This window comes from Myroides sp. ZB35 (assembly GCF_001865835.1).
Lineage (GTDB): Bacteria > Bacteroidota > Bacteroidia > Flavobacteriales > Flavobacteriaceae > Flavobacterium > Flavobacterium odoratimimum.
The window spans coordinates 185,616-202,843 of sequence record NZ_CP017769.1; the positions used below are offsets into that span (position 1 = coordinate 185,616).

A 17,228-nucleotide genomic window follows, 5' to 3' on the forward strand; every position below is an offset into this window, starting at 1 on the left:
ACAAATTCACTCCACAACCTATCTACTTCAAAATAAATCCTTTATCTTTAAAATAAAAAATATTATGAAAAAACTATTGCTATTATTCGGTCTCGTCCTATGTACACTATTAAGTAGCTGTAGTGGCTCTGATACTTATCAAGGTGAATGGAAGGCTACAGATGAAAACAATAAACACTTCACCATCACGTTCGAAAAAAGAAAATATACTATCACCAGTGAAGATGGACAAGTCAGCACACGTAACTACACCGAATTTGAACATCACACTATAAATAGTATTGAGACCTACGGTATCAGGATGATAGAAGAAGGAAAAGAACTATACATACACTTCCCGATCAAGAACAACAATGTCATTGCCTTTATACAAACCAAAGGAAAGCAAGTATTATACACACTCTCTAGAGATGCATATCTCAACACGTCAGATGTATATAAACTATAAAAAAAGCCTCTCAATCACTTGAGAGGCTTTCGTATATGATAAGCTAAAATTATTTACCAAATTTAGCGTATTTGTTTTTGAATTTGTCAATACGTCCTGCAGTATCGATAAGTTTAGATTTACCTGTGTAGAATGGGTGAGATGTACGAGAGATCTCCATTTTGTACACTGGGTATTCTACTCCGTCAACTTCGATTGTTTCTTTAGTCTCTACTGTTGATTTTGTGATGAATACGTCATCATTTGACATATCTTTAAATGCTACTAATCTGTAATTTTCTGGGTGAATACCTTTTCTCATGATAAATTCTATTTTAAATTGTGAGCTACCTTCCATTTCGAAGCTTTCTATTTTCAAGAAAGGTGTAAACTTCCGATAACTTTTTAGTTATACTTATGTATTTTATTTCAGATTGCAAATGTACAATATAATTTGAAAAATCAAATAACTATTTTACTTTATTTACTGATTTTATCAATCCCTTATAATATTCTATTCGTTATCAACTAATAAGCTTAGACACTATCTCCCAATCCTTATCCTCTTCTATCTCTATATGTATATCTATAGTATCTTCTATAGTATCACAATATCCTCCTATAGCCTCTCCATCTACATCATCACTCGCTAAATAACAAAAGATATCTCTTACCCCCCTACGCGTCATTTTACCTATATATTGTATATCCGACTGAGTTCTTCTTAAGATATCTATGATATTATTCTCTATTTCTTCTAATCGTTCGTTTTCTTCCCATGTAGGGTACTCACGCTCTGTCTCTACAAGTGATAATTCTATAACAAATGCATAAGGATATTTATCCTTGTCGCTAAAGTTAGCATAAGACATATTAATCACTCCAGTAGCTTTAAAGCCGCCTACCTCTAAAACACGAATACTCATACTTTGATCGCTCATAACTCTTTTAATTTTGAAACTAAATATACAAAATTTTTCGCATTTTAACATTTTTATATTTTAGTGAAGCTTTAACAATCCTATCTTTGAAAACACTAACCCTATTTAAGACTAAAACATTATGTTTAAAAAATTAATCACACTCGTATTCTTATTGATTACAGTGCTGGCAGTCGCACACCCTGATCAGAAAAAAGTAGAACAGGCTCTGTACAACTTAAAGAATGTAACATTCAAACAACTAGAGTCTAAAGATGACTCATATCTATTGTATGAACTTAGAGTAAGACAACAAGTAGATCACACAGATCCTTCTAAAGGTTATTTTTATCAAAAGGTACACTTCTATCACAAGGATTTTGACCACCCTATGATTATGGAGACTAACGGTTATGATCTATATGTACGTGCTAGCGAAATGGTAAACTATCTACAGAGTAACTACTTAAATATAGAACATAGGTTCTTCGGAGAGTCTATCCCTGAAGGCAAACCATGGCAGTATCTTACTATGGAACAAGTAACAGCTGACTTACATGAGATCAACCAACTGTTTAAAGAAATCTATACAAACAATAAATGGATCAGTACAGGTATTAGCAAAGGTGGACAGACTAGCATCTACTATAAATACTTCTATCCTAATGACGTAGATGTAGCGATTCCGTATGTAGCTCCATTTAACCAAGCGTTAGAAGAGCCTCGTATATATCCATTTTTAGCAAATGTAGGAGACAAATCATGTAGAGACAAAATCTACAATATCCAGGTAAAACTATTTGAAAATAAAACACAGATTCTAGAAAAGCTTAAATGGTATGCTAAAGGAGCTAGACTGTCTTTTAACTATTTAGGTTCTTTAGAAAAAGCTTTTGAATACGCCGTATTAGAATACAGCTTCGGATTCTGGCAAAGTGGTCACTCATGTACTACATTCCCAAATACAAAAAACATTGATGAACTAACAGAACACTTCCTTAGCGTGAGTAATATAGACTTCTTTAGTGATCAAACGATCAAGCGATACGAATCTCACTATTATCAGTCAGGAACACAGCTAGGATACTACGGATATGACATCACTCCATTCAAGAAATACGTGAGCTTTACGTCTAACCCGTTAGCTACCTTTATGCCTGAAGGAACTACATATAACAACTTTAACGATGCACTAATCCAAAAAGTAAAAACATGGTTAGAGAATGATGCGAATAACATTATCTATGTATATGGCGAGACAGATACATGGAGTGCCTCTATGGTAGTACCTAGTGCTAAGGTCAACTCTAAAGCTTACGTACTTCCTAAAAAAGATCATGGACAAGCGCGTGTGAAGAATATGACTCCTGAGATGAGAACGCAGTTCTTCTCTACGTTAGAAAAAATGACAGGACTAAAACCCCTAAAATAACTTGAAAATAATCGAGTAGGTGGCTGAAGATTATTTCTTCAGCCGACCTTTCACACCACCAGGCATACGGATCCGTACCATGGCGGTTCTTAATTTACGATACTTTTAGGTAAATGTCATTCAGAAATGTATAACCTGCTTTCCTTAAAACCCAAATATTCAATGATGTTTTTAAAACAGGACTCAAGGCTACACGACAATACCCCTTTCGGGTATTAGCCCATTGATAAGCTTGATTAGCTTTAACACCTATCTTTTTAAGATTGGTGTACCTTAATCCCTTACTCTTCCAATTCTTCCATATAAATATCCGTATTCTTGACCGAAGCCATTTATCTATACGCTTAATCTTATCTGACATATTCGCTAACTTGAAATAGGACACCCATCCTCTTACAAACATCTTTAATGTTTCTTTGAGCTTCTCATATCCTTGTCCATTACTCCGTTTAGTAATTTATCTTAATTTATCTTTGAGTTTACTATAACTCTTAGCATGTACACATAGTTCCCACTGTTTGTTTTTACTGACATAGAAACTATACCCCAAAAACTTCTTTCCTTGAGCATATCCTATAGTAGTTTTCTCTTTATTGACTTTTAAGTGCAGTACTGTTTCTATAAATAGAGTTATACTCTCTTTTACACGTTCGCATGCTCTCTTACTCTTACAGAAGATTAAACAGTCGTCTGCATAGCGAACAAATCGATGTCCACGTCTTTCCAGCTCCATATCGAGTTCATGAAGCATGATATTGCTCAGTAATGGACTCAGAGGTCCTCCTTGAACAACTCCTTGCGTACTCTGTTCATAGTTTCCATTTATAACCACCCCAGAGTTTAGATACTTATGTATAAGTGATATTACACGTGAGTCTTTTACCCGCTTTGACAGAAGTTCAATTAACCGACTATGACTAACTGTATCGAAGAACTTTTCTAAATCTAAGTCTACTACATAGTGGTACTTATCATTTAGATGTTTCTTCGCCTCTTTCAGCGCTGTGTGACATCCTCTTTGAGGTCTAAATCCGTGGCTACTTAAATGAAAATAACGTTCGTATATCCGAGATAATACTTGAGAGATACTTTGCTGTACTAGTCTATCAATAACTGTAGGGATTCCTAGAAGTCGAACTTTACCTCCTTCTTTGGGGATTCCTACTCTGCGTACTCCCTGAGGTTTATACTTCCCTTTTGCTAACGAGTTTAACAAAGATTCTCTATGAAGTAAGAGCCATTCTAGCATGTTTTCAGTAGATAACTTGTCTATTCCATGACTCCCTTTATTTGACTTAACTCGTTTATAAGCTAAGTTTAGATTTGAGGGACTTAGGATTTGTTCAAGTAAATCTAACTGTCCTAATTGTACTTCCATGAGGTTGTTTTCAGTTATCCCTATAAAAGTCTGCTACTGCTTGATAGCTGTCAGGTTCTGCCCTATCATTCTCAAGGTAGTTATCAATATTCATCGATATTTTCTGCATTCCGCCTTTCATTGGGTAACATTCATTTACTTCTCACTTAATTAAGTTCAGTCCTTCTGTATTTCGTAAGACTTCTTGGTAATGCCAAGCTTGTATCCATACATACTATGACCTCTGCTGACTTCTTACAGCAATTGTTATCCGTAGTTCTGTAAAAAAAAACTCCCTACGTCTGTAAGACCTCCCCAGGTAAGAACAATAACTTTCACCTCATGTGCCTGCTATATTTACCCGCATATCTCTGTACAGTTTTGGACTTCAGTTTGGGTTGCAACCTTATCCGATACTTTGAGCCTTATATATAGTTTCTGTTCGTCAGGTCAAGGTTTTGCCGTAAGCTTCCTTCAGATTCCACCTCACGATGGACACCCTTGCTATTAGCTAACACTTCCCACTGTAAAGGTGTGTTCGGGACTTGCACCCTAGAGTTATTGCCCATGCTGGGCACACAACCACTATGGACTGAAAGTCCATAGTTTGTTAAAGCAGACTAAAGTCTGCCTGGGTGGAGCTACTTACTCAAGTATGAAGTTACCTCCGTTATCATTTGGTTTACGATGGTGTTCAAGATATTGATTTAGCATCTCATCAGTAATATTTCCTGTACTCCAACAACCAAAACCTATTGCCCAAAAGTGACGTCCCCAGTAGCGTTGTTTCAACTCAGGATATTCTATTTGTAATTTCCTTGAAGTACGCCCCTTGAAGAGTTTGACAATATTGCTTATGTTTTGAGATGGGCGATACTCTATATGAAGATGAACATGATCCTTTGATACCACACCTTTTAAAATTTGAATATCTTCTGCTTCACAGATTTGAATAATCAGGCTACGACAACGTATCTGAATATCACCCTCCAATACTGGATAACGATATTTGGTCACCCATACTATATGGGCAGTTAAACGTGATACACTATGTCCTCCGGTTCGTTGATATTCCATATATCAAAGGTAAACATTTTTAGAAGCTGAAAGCTAAATGCACTAAAGTGCATAGTTTTAACTACAGTCTGCGACCAATAAAGCCAAAAGCGCCTTTCTCTTTTCATTAGAGAAAGGCGCTTTTGGTTTCTAACACTCCTTATAGGTAAATATTATATAAGTCACTTCTTTATTTTTTATAAGCGAGATAGAATCCTATACCAATCAAAATAAAGAGTATAGAAAAACAGATATTCAAAAACTTAGCTACTTTAATTCCAAAGGTATTTCGTATCCAAGCCATATTAAACACAGGTCTTCCTGTCTGATCATACATGTGCTCATATGCTTTAATAGAACAGAATAAAAGCACACCTCCTATCAATACGAGTCCTATACCTCCATACTCTGGATGTTCTCTAAAAAGAGTATGAAAATACTCTGAAATTAAATCTAACATACTTCATCATTTTTACGCTCCACATCCCTCTATATTATTCTTTTGCATAAACATTTTATATAAAAATAGAATACTAAAATACGATATAAAAAAACACTTTTCAAACAAACCTATACACCTACCATACATACTCCATACTTCATTCTATTTAAGTGCCCCTTTACTCAAAATTAAATTAATCAACCTATAACTCTCTCCACACAGAACCCAAATTTTAGATTAGTCGTAGATCCCCTATCAATACAAGAATCATTCTTCGACTAATGACCTCTCTACTCCACCATTCTCGGCTTATTCTCCATGAATTGTCGAGCAAATAAGAACCAACACTAGTGTTTATAAGGGATTACAAGGGGGTATCATATTAGGTACATCATATCATTATTTGTATCAATATAGCCTCTATCCCTTATAAATAAAGAGATTAGCAGTAAATATCTCTTTTTAGCATTCTAAAAAAAATAGGATACTTTTTTTATAAAAAGGGTCAAAAACAGCGTTTAGAACCGAAAATTTTTAAAAAAATAGAAGATTATAGCTCAAATAAGGAGGTACACATCAACATTTTAGAGCAAAACAAAAAAACTGGATTATGAATTTTAATTCCCATTGATAAAAAGACGCTCCACATACTCATTTTCAATATGCTTATAAATTATTCGATTAGATATCCTTCTAGTATAGAAAGAACCAATAAATGAAAGCACGACAAGACCTTCTGCATCTTCACAACTTTACTGTTTTATAAAAAGAATAGATAAATAAGATGATTAGTGCACATTCTGTTAACAAACTCCCATTACATACCGTTCTAAAAGGGTTATTTTATTATATTTGTAAATCATATTTATAGATAACCAATGAAGAACCCAGTAAATAAAGTAGGTATTACTTTCGGAATCATATTAGCCATCTATTACACACTATTTAACAGTGTAATATTTTTTACAGACAAAGCCCTATTTGCCAATACTTTCGCTGGTTTTTTTAATATGGGTGTGATGGTTATCTTAGGGATACTGACTATCTATTTTGCTCGTAAAAAAGCAGGAGGATATGTTACATTCAGAGAAGGTTTTACTCCATTCTTCTTGATGGTCATCATCGGAGTGACTGCGAATATTATCATTTATAATATTCTTTTTAATATCGTGGATCCTTCTGCTAAGGAGGAAATTAGCAAATCTCTTTATGATATGTTAATCAAAACATTAGACGGGTCTGGACTTCCACAAGAACAAATCAATGAACAATTAGAAAAAGCTAGAAATATCAACCAATTTGCTCCTAAATCACAATTATTTTTATGGGCAGGTAGTGTACTTAGAAATTCAATACTAGGGATATTATTAGCTGCTATATTTAAAAATAAATCAGAATTCGTAAACCCACATCCTGAAATTAATCACGATGTAGATACTGATTTTAATAAAGATCATAAATAATCTAGATGAATCTATCAATAGTAATTCCTCTGCTAAACGAAGCAGAGTCTCTGCCAGAACTACATACGTGGATAACTAAAGTTATGCAGGAGAACGGCTTTACCTATGAGATTCTCTTTATCGATGATGGTAGTAAAGACAAATCGTGGAATATAATCACTGCACTAGCTGCTAGAGATACTCAGGTTAAAGGAATACGCTTCCAACGCAACTTTGGTAAATCACAGGCTTTACATGCTGGATTTGCACAGGCACTAGGAGATGTAGTTATCACTATGGATGCTGATCTTCAAGATAGTCCTGATGAGATACCGGCACTATATGATATGATCACTAAAGAGGGGTATGATATGGTATCTGGTTGGAAAAAGAAACGATATGACTCTGTCGTATCCAAAAACCTTCCTTCTAAACTATTTAACTGGGCTGCGAGAAAGACTTCTGGTGTTCAGCTAAACGACTTTAACTGTGGACTAAAGGCCTATAAAAACGAGGTCATTAAAAATATAGAGGTATCTGGTGAGATGCACCGCTACATCCCTGTCCTAGCCAAAAATGAAGGCTATGACAAAATAGGTGAAAAAGTAGTCATCCACCAAGCACGTAAATACGGTACTACCAAGTTTGGGATGAGTAGATTTATCTACGGTTTTCTAGATTTGATTACCATTTGGTTCCTCTCTAAATTTGGCAAAAGACCGATGCACTTATTCGGATCACTTGGGGTTATCACCTTTGGGGTTGGGTTCTGTGCTGCCTTCTTTATTGGAGCGAATAAGCTGTATAAGCTTTATTATGGATTACCTGCTATCCGAGTGACTCAAGATCCGTGGTTCTATATATCACTGACAACGATGATCATCGGAACACAGTTATTCTTAGCGGGATTCTTAGGAGAACTTATACTTAAAACAAAGACAAACATTAGTAGATATAAAATCGCTGAACAAAGCGGTTTTTAATCCACACTAAATATCAATATTATGCAAATAGAAAAAGAAATCTTAGCAAAAGCTGAATTATGGTTAAAAGAACCTTTTGATGCTGAAACACAGGCTTCTGTTCAAAAAATGATGGATACTGATCCTGCAACTCTTAAAGACAGTTTTTATAAAAACTTAGAGTTCGGTACAGGAGGTATGCGCGGTATAATGGGAATTGGTACAAATCGTATCAATAAATATACACTAGGTAAAAATACACAAGGATTATCAAACTATATCAAACAATCATTCCCTAACCAAGAATGGAAAGTAGCTATTAACTTCGACTGTCGTCACAACAGTCAAGAGTTAGCTAAAGTAGTAGCAGATGTATTCACTGCTAATGGTATTAAAGTATACTTATTCGCAGAGATGCGCCCTACTCCTGAGTTATCTTTCGCGGTAAGACACTACGGATGTAATGCTGGTATCGTATTAACTGCATCACACAACCCACCAGAATACAATGGATATAAAGTATACTGGCAAGATGGTGGACAAATCGTTCCTCCTAATGATGCGGCTGTTATAGACGAAATCAACAGATTAACCTATAATGAAGTAAACTTCAAAGGGGATGATAACCTGATTACTTATGTAGGAGAAGAACTAGATGCTGCGTTTATCCAATCAACTGTAGAGAATGCAAGCTTTGATACTCCACAGTCTGTAAAAGATCAGTTAAAAATAGCGTATACTTCTCTACACGGTACTTCTATCAAACTTATCCCTAGAGCATTCGAAGCTGCTGGATATAAGAATGTATTCATCGTAAAAGAACAAGCAGAACCAGATGGGGACTTCCCTACTGTAAAATCTCCTAATCCTGAAGAACCAGAAGCATTGACTATGGCACTTCAGTTAGCAGATGAGACAGGTGCAGATATCGTGATCGGTACTGACCCTGATTCTGACCGTATCGGTATAGGTGTACGTGACTTAGATGGTAATATGATTCTGTTAAATGGTAACCAAACGATGGTGATGATGACAGGTTTCTTACTAGAACAGTACAAACGCAATATCGGTTTTAAAGGAAATGAATTTATTGGTTCTACTATCGTTTCTACTCCTATGATGCTAGACTTAGCAGAAAGCTATGGTGTAGAGTGTAAAGTAGGATTAACAGGATTTAAATGGATAGCTAAGTTTATCAATGAATGTCCTACTCAGAAATTTATCGGTGGTGGTGAAGAGAGTTTTGGATATATGGTAGGTGATGCTGTACGTGATAAAGACGCTGTAGCTTCTGCTCTATTAGTATGTGAGATTGCAGCTGTAGCTAAAGCTGCAGGTAGTTCTTTCTATAGAGAGTTAATGAATCTATATATCGACAATAAGTTCTATAAAGAATACCTTATTTCTCTAGTGAAAAAAGGAATTTCTGGAGCTGAAGAGATTAAACAAATGATGATCGAATTAAGAGAAAATCCACTTACTGAAATCATCGGACAGAGAGTAGTATGTGTAGAAGACTATCAGTCTAGTGAAGCGAAAAACTTATTCACTAATGAAATAGAACCTATCCATGTGCCTAAATCTAATGTACTAATCTATTATCTAGAAGATGGTACGAAGATAGCTGCTCGTCCTAGTGGTACTGAACCGAAGATTAAATTCTACTTTAGTGTAAACGAACCATTACACGATATCGCTGAAGTGAAGGCAACGGAGAAAGTATTAGACCAAAAAATTCAAGATATCATCAACGAAATGAAGTTGAATTAGAACATATAAGAAAGACTGGTAGTACTACCAGTCTTTTTTTCTTTATTTTTGCTTTTTACATTATAACAAATATGAACGAATACTTTAAGAAGATACTTCACTTTGGTAAGCCATATAAGACCTATGCTTACTTAAACGTTTTTTTTAATATACTATACGCTTTATTCAGTGCGCTATCTTTTGTGGCATTGATCCCGATGTTGACAGTGCTTTTTGGTGATGCCAAAAAAGTTACAGAGAAACCTATCTATACAGGTATAGGACATATCAAGAATTACTTAGAAGACTATATGTCTTACTTCATCACACAGTATACTGCAGAGCATGGAGCTCAAGATACCTTGATGGTAATGGCTGCTGTAATTATCTCGTTGTTTTTATTAAAAAACTTATTCAACTATTGGGCGATGTACTTTATTACCTTCCTGAGAAATGGGGTATTAAAAGATATTCGTAATGCGATGTATAAAAAGTCATTAGAATTACCACTATCGTTCTTCTCTGAAAAAAGAAAAGGGGATGTGATCTCTCGAATCACTTCTGATGTGCTAGAGATACAACACTCTTTCTTATCTATCTTAGAAGTAGTGGTAAGAGAGCCTCTAACCATCGTATTTACTATTGTAGCTATGTTTGCAATCAGTACTGAACTAACTTTATTCGTATTTATATTTGTTCCTATCTCAGGTGTGATCATTTCTAAAGTAGGGAAGACCTTAAAGAAAAGTTCACAAAAGGCTTCTGAAGAACAAGGGTACTTCTTATCTATTATAGAAGAATCTCTATCTGGGCTAAAAGTGATCAAAAGCTTTAACTCAGAAAAAAACTTCAATAAAAAGTTTCAAGACTCTACACATAGTTTCTATGAACTAAACAATACTATCCTTAATCGTCAGAACTTATCTTCTCCACTTAGTGAATTCTTAGGTATCGTGACTATCGCTGTATTATTAGTATACGGTGGTCACTTAGTACTAGGTGAAGGTACACTGACAGGGGCTGCATTTATTGCTTATATCGGTATGGCTTATAATATCCTTACACCTGCTAAGGCTATGTCTAAGGCCTCATACTCATTAAAACGTGGTAATGCTGCTGCAGAGCGTGTGTTACAAATATTAGAAGAAAATAATCCTATCGAAAGCAAAGAAAATGCAATAGCGAAGTCTAGCTTCGAGGATAAAATAGAGGTAGATAATATCTCGTTTAAATACGAAGAAGAGTACGTATTAAAAGACTTTACCCTTACAGTACCAAAAGGAAAATCAGTAGCACTAGTAGGTCAGTCTGGTAGTGGTAAGAGTACGATAGCAAACTTATTGACTCGATTCTGGGATATCAATGAAGGAGCAATTAAAATAGATAACGAAGATATTCGTAACTTAGAACTGAGCGATCTACGTGATCTTATCGGACTAGTAACTCAAGATAGTATCTTATTCAATGATACGATCAAGAACAACCTTAAGCTAGGTAAAGAAGATGCTACGGATGAAGAAATCATGCAAGCACTTAAAATAGCTAATGCGTATGAGTTCGTCAAAGATCTACCTCATGGTATAGATACCAATATCGGTGATGCTGGAAACAAATTATCTGGAGGACAGAAACAACGTCTGTCTATCGCAAGAGCAGTGCTTAAGAATCCTCCGATCATGATATTAGACGAAGCGACGTCTGCATTAGATACAGAAAGCGAAAAACTAGTACAGGTAGCACTAGATAATATGATGCAAAACAGAACGTCTATTATCATAGCTCACCGCCTATCTACGATCCAAAAGGCAGACTTAATCGTAGTCATGCAAAAAGGTAAAATAGTAGAACAAGGTACTCATGAAGAGCTAATCCAGTTAAATGGTACTTACTCTAAATTAGTTTCACTACAATCATTAGAATAAATGTATAAAGACGGTAAAAATATAACACTCCCTAGCGATCCGAATACTGTTGTATGGAAGTACTTAGACTTATCTAAGTTTTTAGATTTATTACTGTCTAATAAACTATTCATGTCTAGATCTGACAAATTTGAAGATCAGTATGAAGGGACATTTAGCGAGCCTACTTTTGAAGAGATAAAAAGAATCAGCCAAGACAATCCTGATTTCTTACATCACTATAAACAGAAAAGAAAGAATATAGTTATCAGTAGTTGGCACCTTAATGAATGTGAGTCTTTCGCGATGTGGCAGATATTCACAAAAAACAAAGAAGGTATCGCTATTCAATCTACGCTAGAACGACTGCAAAAAGCGGTCTCTGTAGAAAACCGAATAGATCAGTACATTGGAGAAGTAAACTATATCGATTACAAAAGAGAGTTTATTCCTTTTGACGATGAGTTCTTCCCTTTCTTGTTCAAAAGACAAAGTTTTCAATACGAAAAAGAGGTTCGTATTATCTCAGATGTTAGCCCTCTGGGTATAGAAGTCAATGAGGGTATTAAAATACACGTGGATATCGAACAATTAATAGAAAAAATTTATATTCATCCTAAGTCAGAGAATTGGTATAAAAACTTAGTATTAGAGCTAATGCATAAGTTAAACTTCAAATTTCATGTGGAGAAATCTGACTTAGAAAGTGATATATTAATCTAAAAAACTATGGAAGCAATGAACACTAACCAAGTTATCGTATCTATATTAGATAACGATTTCTATAAGTTTACGATGCAGTACGCTGCTATTAAACAATTCCCTTATGCTAAAGCGTCCTATATCTTCATCAATAGAGGACAACATAAATACCCCCCAGGTTTTGCTGAAGCACTGCGCTCTGCCGTAGATGAAATGGCTAAACTAAAACTAACAAAAGCAGAGAAGATATTCTTAGAAAAGACTTGTCCTTACTTAGACCCTACTTATCTAGACTTCTTACAAGGGTATCACTATGATCCATCAGAAATAGAAATATCACAAGATGGACCAGACCTAGAAGTACATATTAAAGGATATTGGTATAGAACTATCTTATGGGAGGTACCTCTAATGTCTATTATCTGTGAGCTATATTATAAAATGACTAATTCTGAAAGAGACTCTTCAGAAAAGGTGATTGCGAATACGCGTAACAAAATAGAGAAATACAAAGAATTAGGGATTACTATTGCTGAATTTGGTACAAGAAGAAGACACTCTTATGCAGTACACCAATTAGTGGTAGATACCTTAAAACAATATGGTGATGGCAGTTTCATCGGAACGAGTAATGTGCACTTAGCGATGAAGTATAACACTAAACCTATTGGAACACATGCTCATGAATGGTTTATGTTCCACGCAGCTAAGTATGGTTTCAAAATGGCAAACTCAATGGGATTAGAACATTGGGTAGATACTTATAGAGGAGATCTAGGAATCGCGCTAACGGATACGTATACAAGTAAAGTTTTCTTTGAACAGTTTGATAAGAAATTTGCTAAGTTATTTGACGGAGTTAGACATGACAGTGGAGATCCACTAGACTTCGCTGATCAAGTCATCGCACATTACAAATCATTAAATATCGATCCTACTCAGAAGACTATTATCTTCTCTGATGGATTGAACCCTGAAAAAGTAGAGCGCATCGCTAATCACTGTAAAGGAAGAATAGGAATGTCATTTGGTATCGGTACAGACTTTACTAATGATGTGGGGCTAGACGCTATGAATATCGTAATCAAGATGTCTCAAGCTCTTCCAGAGGGAGGATATTGGACTGATGTAGTGAAATTATCAGATGAGCCTAAAAAGCACACAGGAACTCCTGAGATGATAGAATTAGCACAGAGATTATTAGAGATTCCTGTTTCTAAATAAAAGTGATTTAAACCACACTTTTTTATAAATATTATCACTTTTGTAATATTTAAAAGACTATTTTTGCAATAAATTAAATTTAAGAATAATGGCAACGAACAGAACTTTTACAATGATTAAACCTGATGCTGTAGAAGCAGGTAACATCGGTGGAATCATCAACATGATTACTGAAGGAGGATTTAAAATCGTTTCAATGAAGTTAACTCAATTAACTGTAAGAGACGCTCAAAAATTCTATGAAGTACACAGTGAAAGACCTTTCTACGGAGAATTAGTTGAATTCATGTCTAGAGGTCCAATCGTAGCAGCTATCTTAGAAAAAGAGAACGCTGTAGAAGATTTCAGAAAATTAATCGGTGCTACTAACCCAGCTGAAGCTGCTGAAGGTACTATCCGTAAAAAATATGCAAAATCAATCGGTGAAAACGCAGTACATGGATCTGATAGCGACGAGAACGCTGCTATCGAGTCTGCTTTCCACTTCTCAGGAAGAGAGCAATTCTAAGAATTTGCAATAGATTATTTGCACCCAAAAAGAAAGCCAACTGATAACAGTTGGCTTTTTCTATTTACAAGTACTTATTCTTATCTATTAAAAGATACTAAGGTTTAATTCATTTACTAGATCTAAGATCATGTGATACCCTACTACAGAGTTACCCTGTGTATCTAATCCTGGGCTGAAAGTCCCTATTCCGATTCTATTCGGCACAGAAACAACAATACCTCCTCCTACTCCAGACTTACTAGGCAAACCTACTGTACGAGCATACTCTCCACTAAACTCATACATCCCCGCGATTAACATCTGTGACTGTACTAACTTAGACATCTCTGAGTTTTTATACTTCGTATCTCCATCAAAACGAGTACACTGATTAGCAAAGAAATAACCAATCTTAGCTAAATCTTCTGCTGTAACTTCTATAGAACATTGTTTAAAATAATTATCTAATCTATTCTCTTCTCCTTCGATCAGACCATTATTCTTTAATAAATGGAATATACCTCTGTTTCTATGTCCTGTTTCTCTCTCAGACATATATACAGAGTGGCTATAACCTATCGCTTCGTTCTTCGTGATATAACGAACCATGTCTAAAATCTTCTGAAATGCTTCATCATTATCCCCACCTAACAAGGCAGTAGTAAGTATAGCACCAGCATTCATTAAAGGATTTAAGGGCTTTCCTTTAGTCTCTAAATTAGCGTAATGATTAAAAGGCTTGTCAGTTCCATAATACCCTGCTTTAGAAAACACTTCTTTCTCTCCTAACTCCTCTACAGCTACCATCAGAGCTATTACTTTAGAAATACTCTGAATCGTAAACTTCTGTGATACATCCCCTACATTAACAACTTCTCCATTCTGCTTCACTACAGAAAATGCGATAGCGCTGGCATTAACCTTGCTCAGTTCGGGGATATAGTCTGCGACTTTTCCTTCTCCTACATGTATTCTATTTTTCTCTAAAATACGTTCTAACATCTCATTGGTAATTAGATTGGTATTATCACCATTTCTAATTATCTTCTTAGCATAAGCAGTTCCTCCAAAAGAAACTAAACATGCTACAACCCAGCTTAGGATAATGTTACTTACACTATTCTTCTTCATGTTATTAATCTAGTTTATTGAATATTCTTCTTTCTTATTATTTTGCCTGTTTCTGTCTCTTCGAACTTAGAAACAAACTGTACTTCACGAGGTTTCTCATATTTACCAAGCTCCACGTATATATCATCAGGTAAAGTATACTGCTCACTTTCAATAACTAACACTAGTTTATTACCTAAGTAAGTATCTTCTTTACTCGCCACAAAGAAACGATAAGGAATCCTCTTTGACAACTTTTCTTCTATTTGCTCAGGAAAAAGTTTTACTCCACCACTATTAATGACATTATCTACCCTTCCAAGCCATTTAAACTCCTTATTATTAATAATTTCTACTAAATCATTAGTAATAACTAATTCTGGATTAACAGTCGGGGCAGAGATTACTAAACACCCTCTATCATCTTGACTAACTGTCGCATGAGAAAGCACTGAGAAAGATGCTACACCTACTCGTTTAGCAGCTATATGAGTGATTGTTTCAGTCATCCCATAAGTCTCATATACCTTAGTAGTAACTTGTTTTAACTTATCTGCTAAACCTTGATTCACTTTAGCACCTCCAATAATAAGAGTCTTTACTTTATTTAACTCCTCTATCGAGTTCTCTACTTGCATAGGTACCATCGCTACAAAGTCATATAACTTTGTATTTTGCTCCAAAGGTCTTGCTGTAGGTTCTTTAACATCTAAAGACCATCCAACAATTAAAGATCTAATAAACATCAACTTACCACCTACAAACTTCGTAGACATACATAAAAGAGCAGTACTACCAGTAGTTATTTCAAAAAAAGAAGCAGTAGCCTTTGCTGAACAGATCATAGCTTCTTTCTTTAAATGTATAATCTTAGGAGGTCCAGTAGTACCTGATGTAGTCAAACTTACATAATCATTCGTATCAAACCATTCTATAATAAGCCTTCCTAAATCGACCAAATATTCTTGAGTTCCTAGTTCCCATTCTTTAGCCAATGTAATCAACTCCTCTATCGTATAAGAGTTACCATTCAATCTAAAGTTAGGATGTATATAATTTAATTCCATAATTTGTTCTTTTATCTTACTCTTCCTAATAACTGGTGTTTCCAATTCTTCCATTTATACTTTCTAGCGAAAACAAAAACCACTAGAGGTAATACAACGCCGACTTGGATAATATATTCCCAAGGTGAAATAACACTTTCCGAATTAACATTGGTAAAAATAGAGTTTGTCTGAAAGGCAGTCCAATCAGAAGTGACTAATAGCACTCCTATTAAGTTATTCGCAGCATGGAAACCTAAAGCTAACTCTACACCATCATCCATTAAAGTAATAATCCCTAGAAAGAGTCCTGTTCCGATATAATAAATCATAATAGAGAATCCTATCTTCTCTACTTCAGGATTTGCTAGGTGCATTAAGCCAAATAAAATAGACGTTGTAAACAAAGCTACTGCTCTACTGCGCGTAGCTAGACCTATTCCTTGCATTAAATAAGAGCGCATAAAGTATTCTTCAAAACTAGTCTGTAAAGGGATTAAAACAATCGCAAATAGAAAGAATACTAAAAAAGGCCACAGTTTAAACGAAAACACATAATCTTCTGGAGAAGTTATATATCCATAGATAAAGAACGCTATAATCACAGAACTCCATAGAGAAAAAGCAAATAATACTCTCTTCCAATCTACCTTAACCCTAGAGGTAGTAAGGCTTAGCAGACTCTGCTTATGAACTACTAATACCCAAGCTATTAGAAACACAAACATGAATACTAATGGCCCTATAGTTATCAAAAAATTGATATTTTTACCAAATTTATCAATATTCATTTTTATGATTTCATTAGTAGATAGGGCTGAATATCTTAAAGAAATCCAATTCAGGAACATAATCCCTAAAAAAAATAACGAAAAAGGTAAATAATGCCAAAGTTTCTGACTTTTGTTTATTCTCAATAGCTGTTCAATAATTCCCATATCTCAAAAAATGTACTATATTTGGTATAA

Annotated in this window: 18 protein-coding genes; 9 read left to right on the plus strand and 9 right to left on the minus strand. The window is 35.0% G+C overall.

Annotation, left to right across the window (positions count from 1 at the left end; all coding sequences use genetic code 11):
• The first annotated feature begins 64 nt into the window (after positions 1-64).
• Positions 65-448, plus strand: coding sequence for a hypothetical protein (locus BK054_RS00750; RefSeq protein ID WP_071306883.1), 384 nt, complete (start codon positions 65-67; stop codon positions 446-448).
• A 49-nt stretch (positions 449-497) separates the two neighbouring features.
• Here BK054_RS00750 and BK054_RS00755 read toward each other — a convergent pair whose 3' ends face one another.
• Positions 498-749, minus strand: coding sequence for a type B 50S ribosomal protein L31 (locus BK054_RS00755; RefSeq protein ID WP_025125308.1), 252 nt, complete (start codon positions 747-749; stop codon positions 498-500).
• Between the two features lie 202 nt (positions 750-951).
• On the minus strand, positions 952-1,368 hold the full coding sequence (locus tag BK054_RS00760; RefSeq protein ID WP_006261821.1) for a DUF695 domain-containing protein: 417 nt from the start codon (positions 1,366-1,368) through the stop codon (positions 952-954).
• A gap of 121 nt (positions 1,369-1,489) precedes the next feature.
• On the opposite strand from BK054_RS00760, the gene BK054_RS00765 reads away from it, so the two are divergent.
• Complete coding sequence (locus tag BK054_RS00765; protein WP_006264354.1) at positions 1,490-2,779, plus strand: S28 family serine protease; 1,290 nt, start codon at positions 1,490-1,492, stop codon at positions 2,777-2,779.
• A gap of 94 nt (positions 2,780-2,873) precedes the next feature.
• On the opposite strand, the gene BK054_RS18525 is transcribed toward BK054_RS00765, so the two are convergent.
• The 4 genes from BK054_RS18525 to BK054_RS00780 all read right to left on the minus strand — a co-directional run bounded on the left by BK054_RS18525 (position 2,874) and on the right by BK054_RS00780 (position 5,652).
• The gene (locus BK054_RS18525; protein ID WP_232234323.1) at positions 2,874-3,182 is read right to left on the minus strand and encodes a group II intron maturase-specific domain-containing protein; all 309 of its coding nucleotides are present in this window, start codon (positions 3,180-3,182) and stop codon (positions 2,874-2,876) included.
• Between the two features lie 54 nt (positions 3,183-3,236).
• Complete coding sequence (gene ltrA / locus BK054_RS00770; protein ID WP_232234324.1) at positions 3,237-4,157, minus strand: group II intron reverse transcriptase/maturase; 921 nt, start codon at positions 4,155-4,157, stop codon at positions 3,237-3,239.
• A 624-nt stretch (positions 4,158-4,781) separates the two neighbouring features.
• Positions 4,782-5,213, minus strand: coding sequence for an IS200/IS605 family transposase (gene tnpA, locus BK054_RS00775; protein WP_016648886.1), 432 nt, complete (start codon positions 5,211-5,213; stop codon positions 4,782-4,784).
• A 169-nt stretch (positions 5,214-5,382) separates the two neighbouring features.
• Entirely contained in the window at positions 5,383-5,652 is a 270-nt protein-coding gene (locus tag BK054_RS00780; protein ID WP_071306884.1) for a hypothetical protein, read from the minus strand.
• Positions 5,653-6,512: 860 nt separating this feature from the next.
• On the opposite strand from BK054_RS00780, the gene BK054_RS00785 reads away from it, so the two are divergent.
• The 7 genes from BK054_RS00785 (at position 6,513) to BK054_RS00815 (ending at position 14,122) form a co-directional block, all read left to right on the plus strand.
• A complete protein-coding gene (locus tag BK054_RS00785) occupies positions 6,513-7,097 on the plus strand; it encodes a DUF4199 domain-containing protein (RefSeq protein WP_006258705.1) in 585 nt (194 codons plus the stop codon).
• Positions 7,098-7,102: 5 nt separating this feature from the next.
• The gene (locus BK054_RS00790; protein ID WP_071306885.1) at positions 7,103-8,059 is read left to right on the plus strand and encodes a glycosyltransferase family 2 protein; all 957 of its coding nucleotides are present in this window, start codon (positions 7,103-7,105) and stop codon (positions 8,057-8,059) included.
• Positions 8,060-8,080: 21 nt separating this feature from the next.
• Complete coding sequence (locus BK054_RS00795; RefSeq protein ID WP_006258707.1) at positions 8,081-9,808, plus strand: phospho-sugar mutase; 1,728 nt, start codon at positions 8,081-8,083, stop codon at positions 9,806-9,808.
• Between the two features lie 71 nt (positions 9,809-9,879).
• On the plus strand, positions 9,880-11,709 hold the full coding sequence (locus tag BK054_RS00800; RefSeq protein WP_006258709.1) for an ABC transporter ATP-binding protein: 1,830 nt from the start codon (positions 9,880-9,882) through the stop codon (positions 11,707-11,709).
• The gene (locus tag BK054_RS00805) at positions 11,710-12,411 is read left to right on the plus strand and encodes a DUF2971 domain-containing protein (RefSeq protein WP_006258710.1); all 702 of its coding nucleotides are present in this window, start codon (positions 11,710-11,712) and stop codon (positions 12,409-12,411) included. It abuts the gene before it with no gap.
• Positions 12,412-12,426: 15 nt separating this feature from the next.
• Entirely contained in the window at positions 12,427-13,614 is a 1,188-nt protein-coding gene (pncB, locus tag BK054_RS00810; protein WP_006258711.1) for a nicotinate phosphoribosyltransferase, read from the plus strand.
• A gap of 88 nt (positions 13,615-13,702) precedes the next feature.
• Positions 13,703-14,122 (plus strand): nucleoside-diphosphate kinase, encoded by a 420-nt coding sequence (locus tag BK054_RS00815; RefSeq protein WP_006258715.1) that lies wholly within the window; start codon positions 13,703-13,705, stop codon positions 14,120-14,122.
• A gap of 87 nt (positions 14,123-14,209) precedes the next feature.
• On the opposite strand, the gene glsA is transcribed toward BK054_RS00815, so the two are convergent.
• Genes glsA through BK054_RS00830 form a run of 3 tightly spaced genes read right to left on the minus strand, consistent with a single transcriptional unit; the run spans position 14,210 to position 17,198 of the window.
• On the minus strand, positions 14,210-15,235 hold the full coding sequence (gene glsA, locus BK054_RS00820) for a glutaminase A (protein ID WP_006258717.1): 1,026 nt from the start codon (positions 15,233-15,235) through the stop codon (positions 14,210-14,212).
• Positions 15,236-15,249: 14 nt separating this feature from the next.
• Complete coding sequence (locus tag BK054_RS00825; RefSeq protein WP_006258719.1) at positions 15,250-16,335, minus strand: AMP-binding protein; 1,086 nt, start codon at positions 16,333-16,335, stop codon at positions 15,250-15,252.
• Positions 16,293-17,198 carry a CPBP family intramembrane glutamic endopeptidase gene (locus tag BK054_RS00830; protein ID WP_006258720.1) on the minus strand — a complete coding sequence of 302 codons (906 nt, stop codon included), beginning with the start codon at positions 17,196-17,198 and terminating at the stop codon, positions 16,293-16,295. The genes BK054_RS00825 and BK054_RS00830 overlap by 43 nt, the downstream gene beginning before the upstream one ends.
• Between the last annotated feature and the right edge of the window lie 30 nt (positions 17,199-17,228).

Excerpts from the sequence above, each read along its gene's own strand:
- BK054_RS00750 (WP_071306883.1), top strand. The coding sequence starts at position 65 with ATGAAAAAACTATTGCTATTATTCGGTCTCGTCCTATGTACACTATTA.
- BK054_RS00755 (WP_025125308.1), bottom strand. The coding sequence starts at position 749 with ATGAGAAAAGGTATTCACCCAGAAAATTACAGATTAGTAGCATTTAAA.
- BK054_RS00760 (WP_006261821.1), bottom strand. The coding sequence starts at position 1,368 with ATGAGCGATCAAAGTATGAGTATTCGTGTTTTAGAGGTAGGCGGCTTT.
- BK054_RS00765 (WP_006264354.1), top strand. The coding sequence starts at position 1,490 with ATGTTTAAAAAATTAATCACACTCGTATTCTTATTGATTACAGTGCTG.
- BK054_RS18525 (WP_232234323.1), bottom strand. The coding sequence starts at position 3,182 with ATGTTTGTAAGAGGATGGGTGTCCTATTTCAAGTTAGCGAATATGTCA.
- ltrA (WP_232234324.1), bottom strand. The coding sequence starts at position 4,157 with ATGGAAGTACAATTAGGACAGTTAGATTTACTTGAACAAATCCTAAGT.
- tnpA (WP_016648886.1), bottom strand. The coding sequence starts at position 5,213 with ATGGAATATCAACGAACCGGAGGACATAGTGTATCACGTTTAACTGCC.
- BK054_RS00780 (WP_071306884.1), bottom strand. The coding sequence starts at position 5,652 with ATGTTAGATTTAATTTCAGAGTATTTTCATACTCTTTTTAGAGAACAT.
- BK054_RS00785 (WP_006258705.1), top strand. The coding sequence starts at position 6,513 with ATGAAGAACCCAGTAAATAAAGTAGGTATTACTTTCGGAATCATATTA.
- BK054_RS00790 (WP_071306885.1), top strand. The coding sequence starts at position 7,103 with ATGAATCTATCAATAGTAATTCCTCTGCTAAACGAAGCAGAGTCTCTG.
- BK054_RS00795 (WP_006258707.1), top strand. The coding sequence starts at position 8,081 with ATGCAAATAGAAAAAGAAATCTTAGCAAAAGCTGAATTATGGTTAAAA.
- BK054_RS00800 (WP_006258709.1), top strand. The coding sequence starts at position 9,880 with ATGAACGAATACTTTAAGAAGATACTTCACTTTGGTAAGCCATATAAG.
- BK054_RS00805 (WP_006258710.1), top strand. The coding sequence starts at position 11,710 with ATGTATAAAGACGGTAAAAATATAACACTCCCTAGCGATCCGAATACT.
- pncB (WP_006258711.1), top strand. The coding sequence starts at position 12,427 with ATGAACACTAACCAAGTTATCGTATCTATATTAGATAACGATTTCTAT.
- BK054_RS00815 (WP_006258715.1), top strand. The coding sequence starts at position 13,703 with ATGGCAACGAACAGAACTTTTACAATGATTAAACCTGATGCTGTAGAA.
- glsA (WP_006258717.1), bottom strand. The coding sequence starts at position 15,235 with ATGAAGAAGAATAGTGTAAGTAACATTATCCTAAGCTGGGTTGTAGCA.
- BK054_RS00825 (WP_006258719.1), bottom strand. The coding sequence starts at position 16,335 with ATGGAAGAATTGGAAACACCAGTTATTAGGAAGAGTAAGATAAAAGAA.
- BK054_RS00830 (WP_006258720.1), bottom strand. The coding sequence starts at position 17,198 with ATGGGAATTATTGAACAGCTATTGAGAATAAACAAAAGTCAGAAACTT.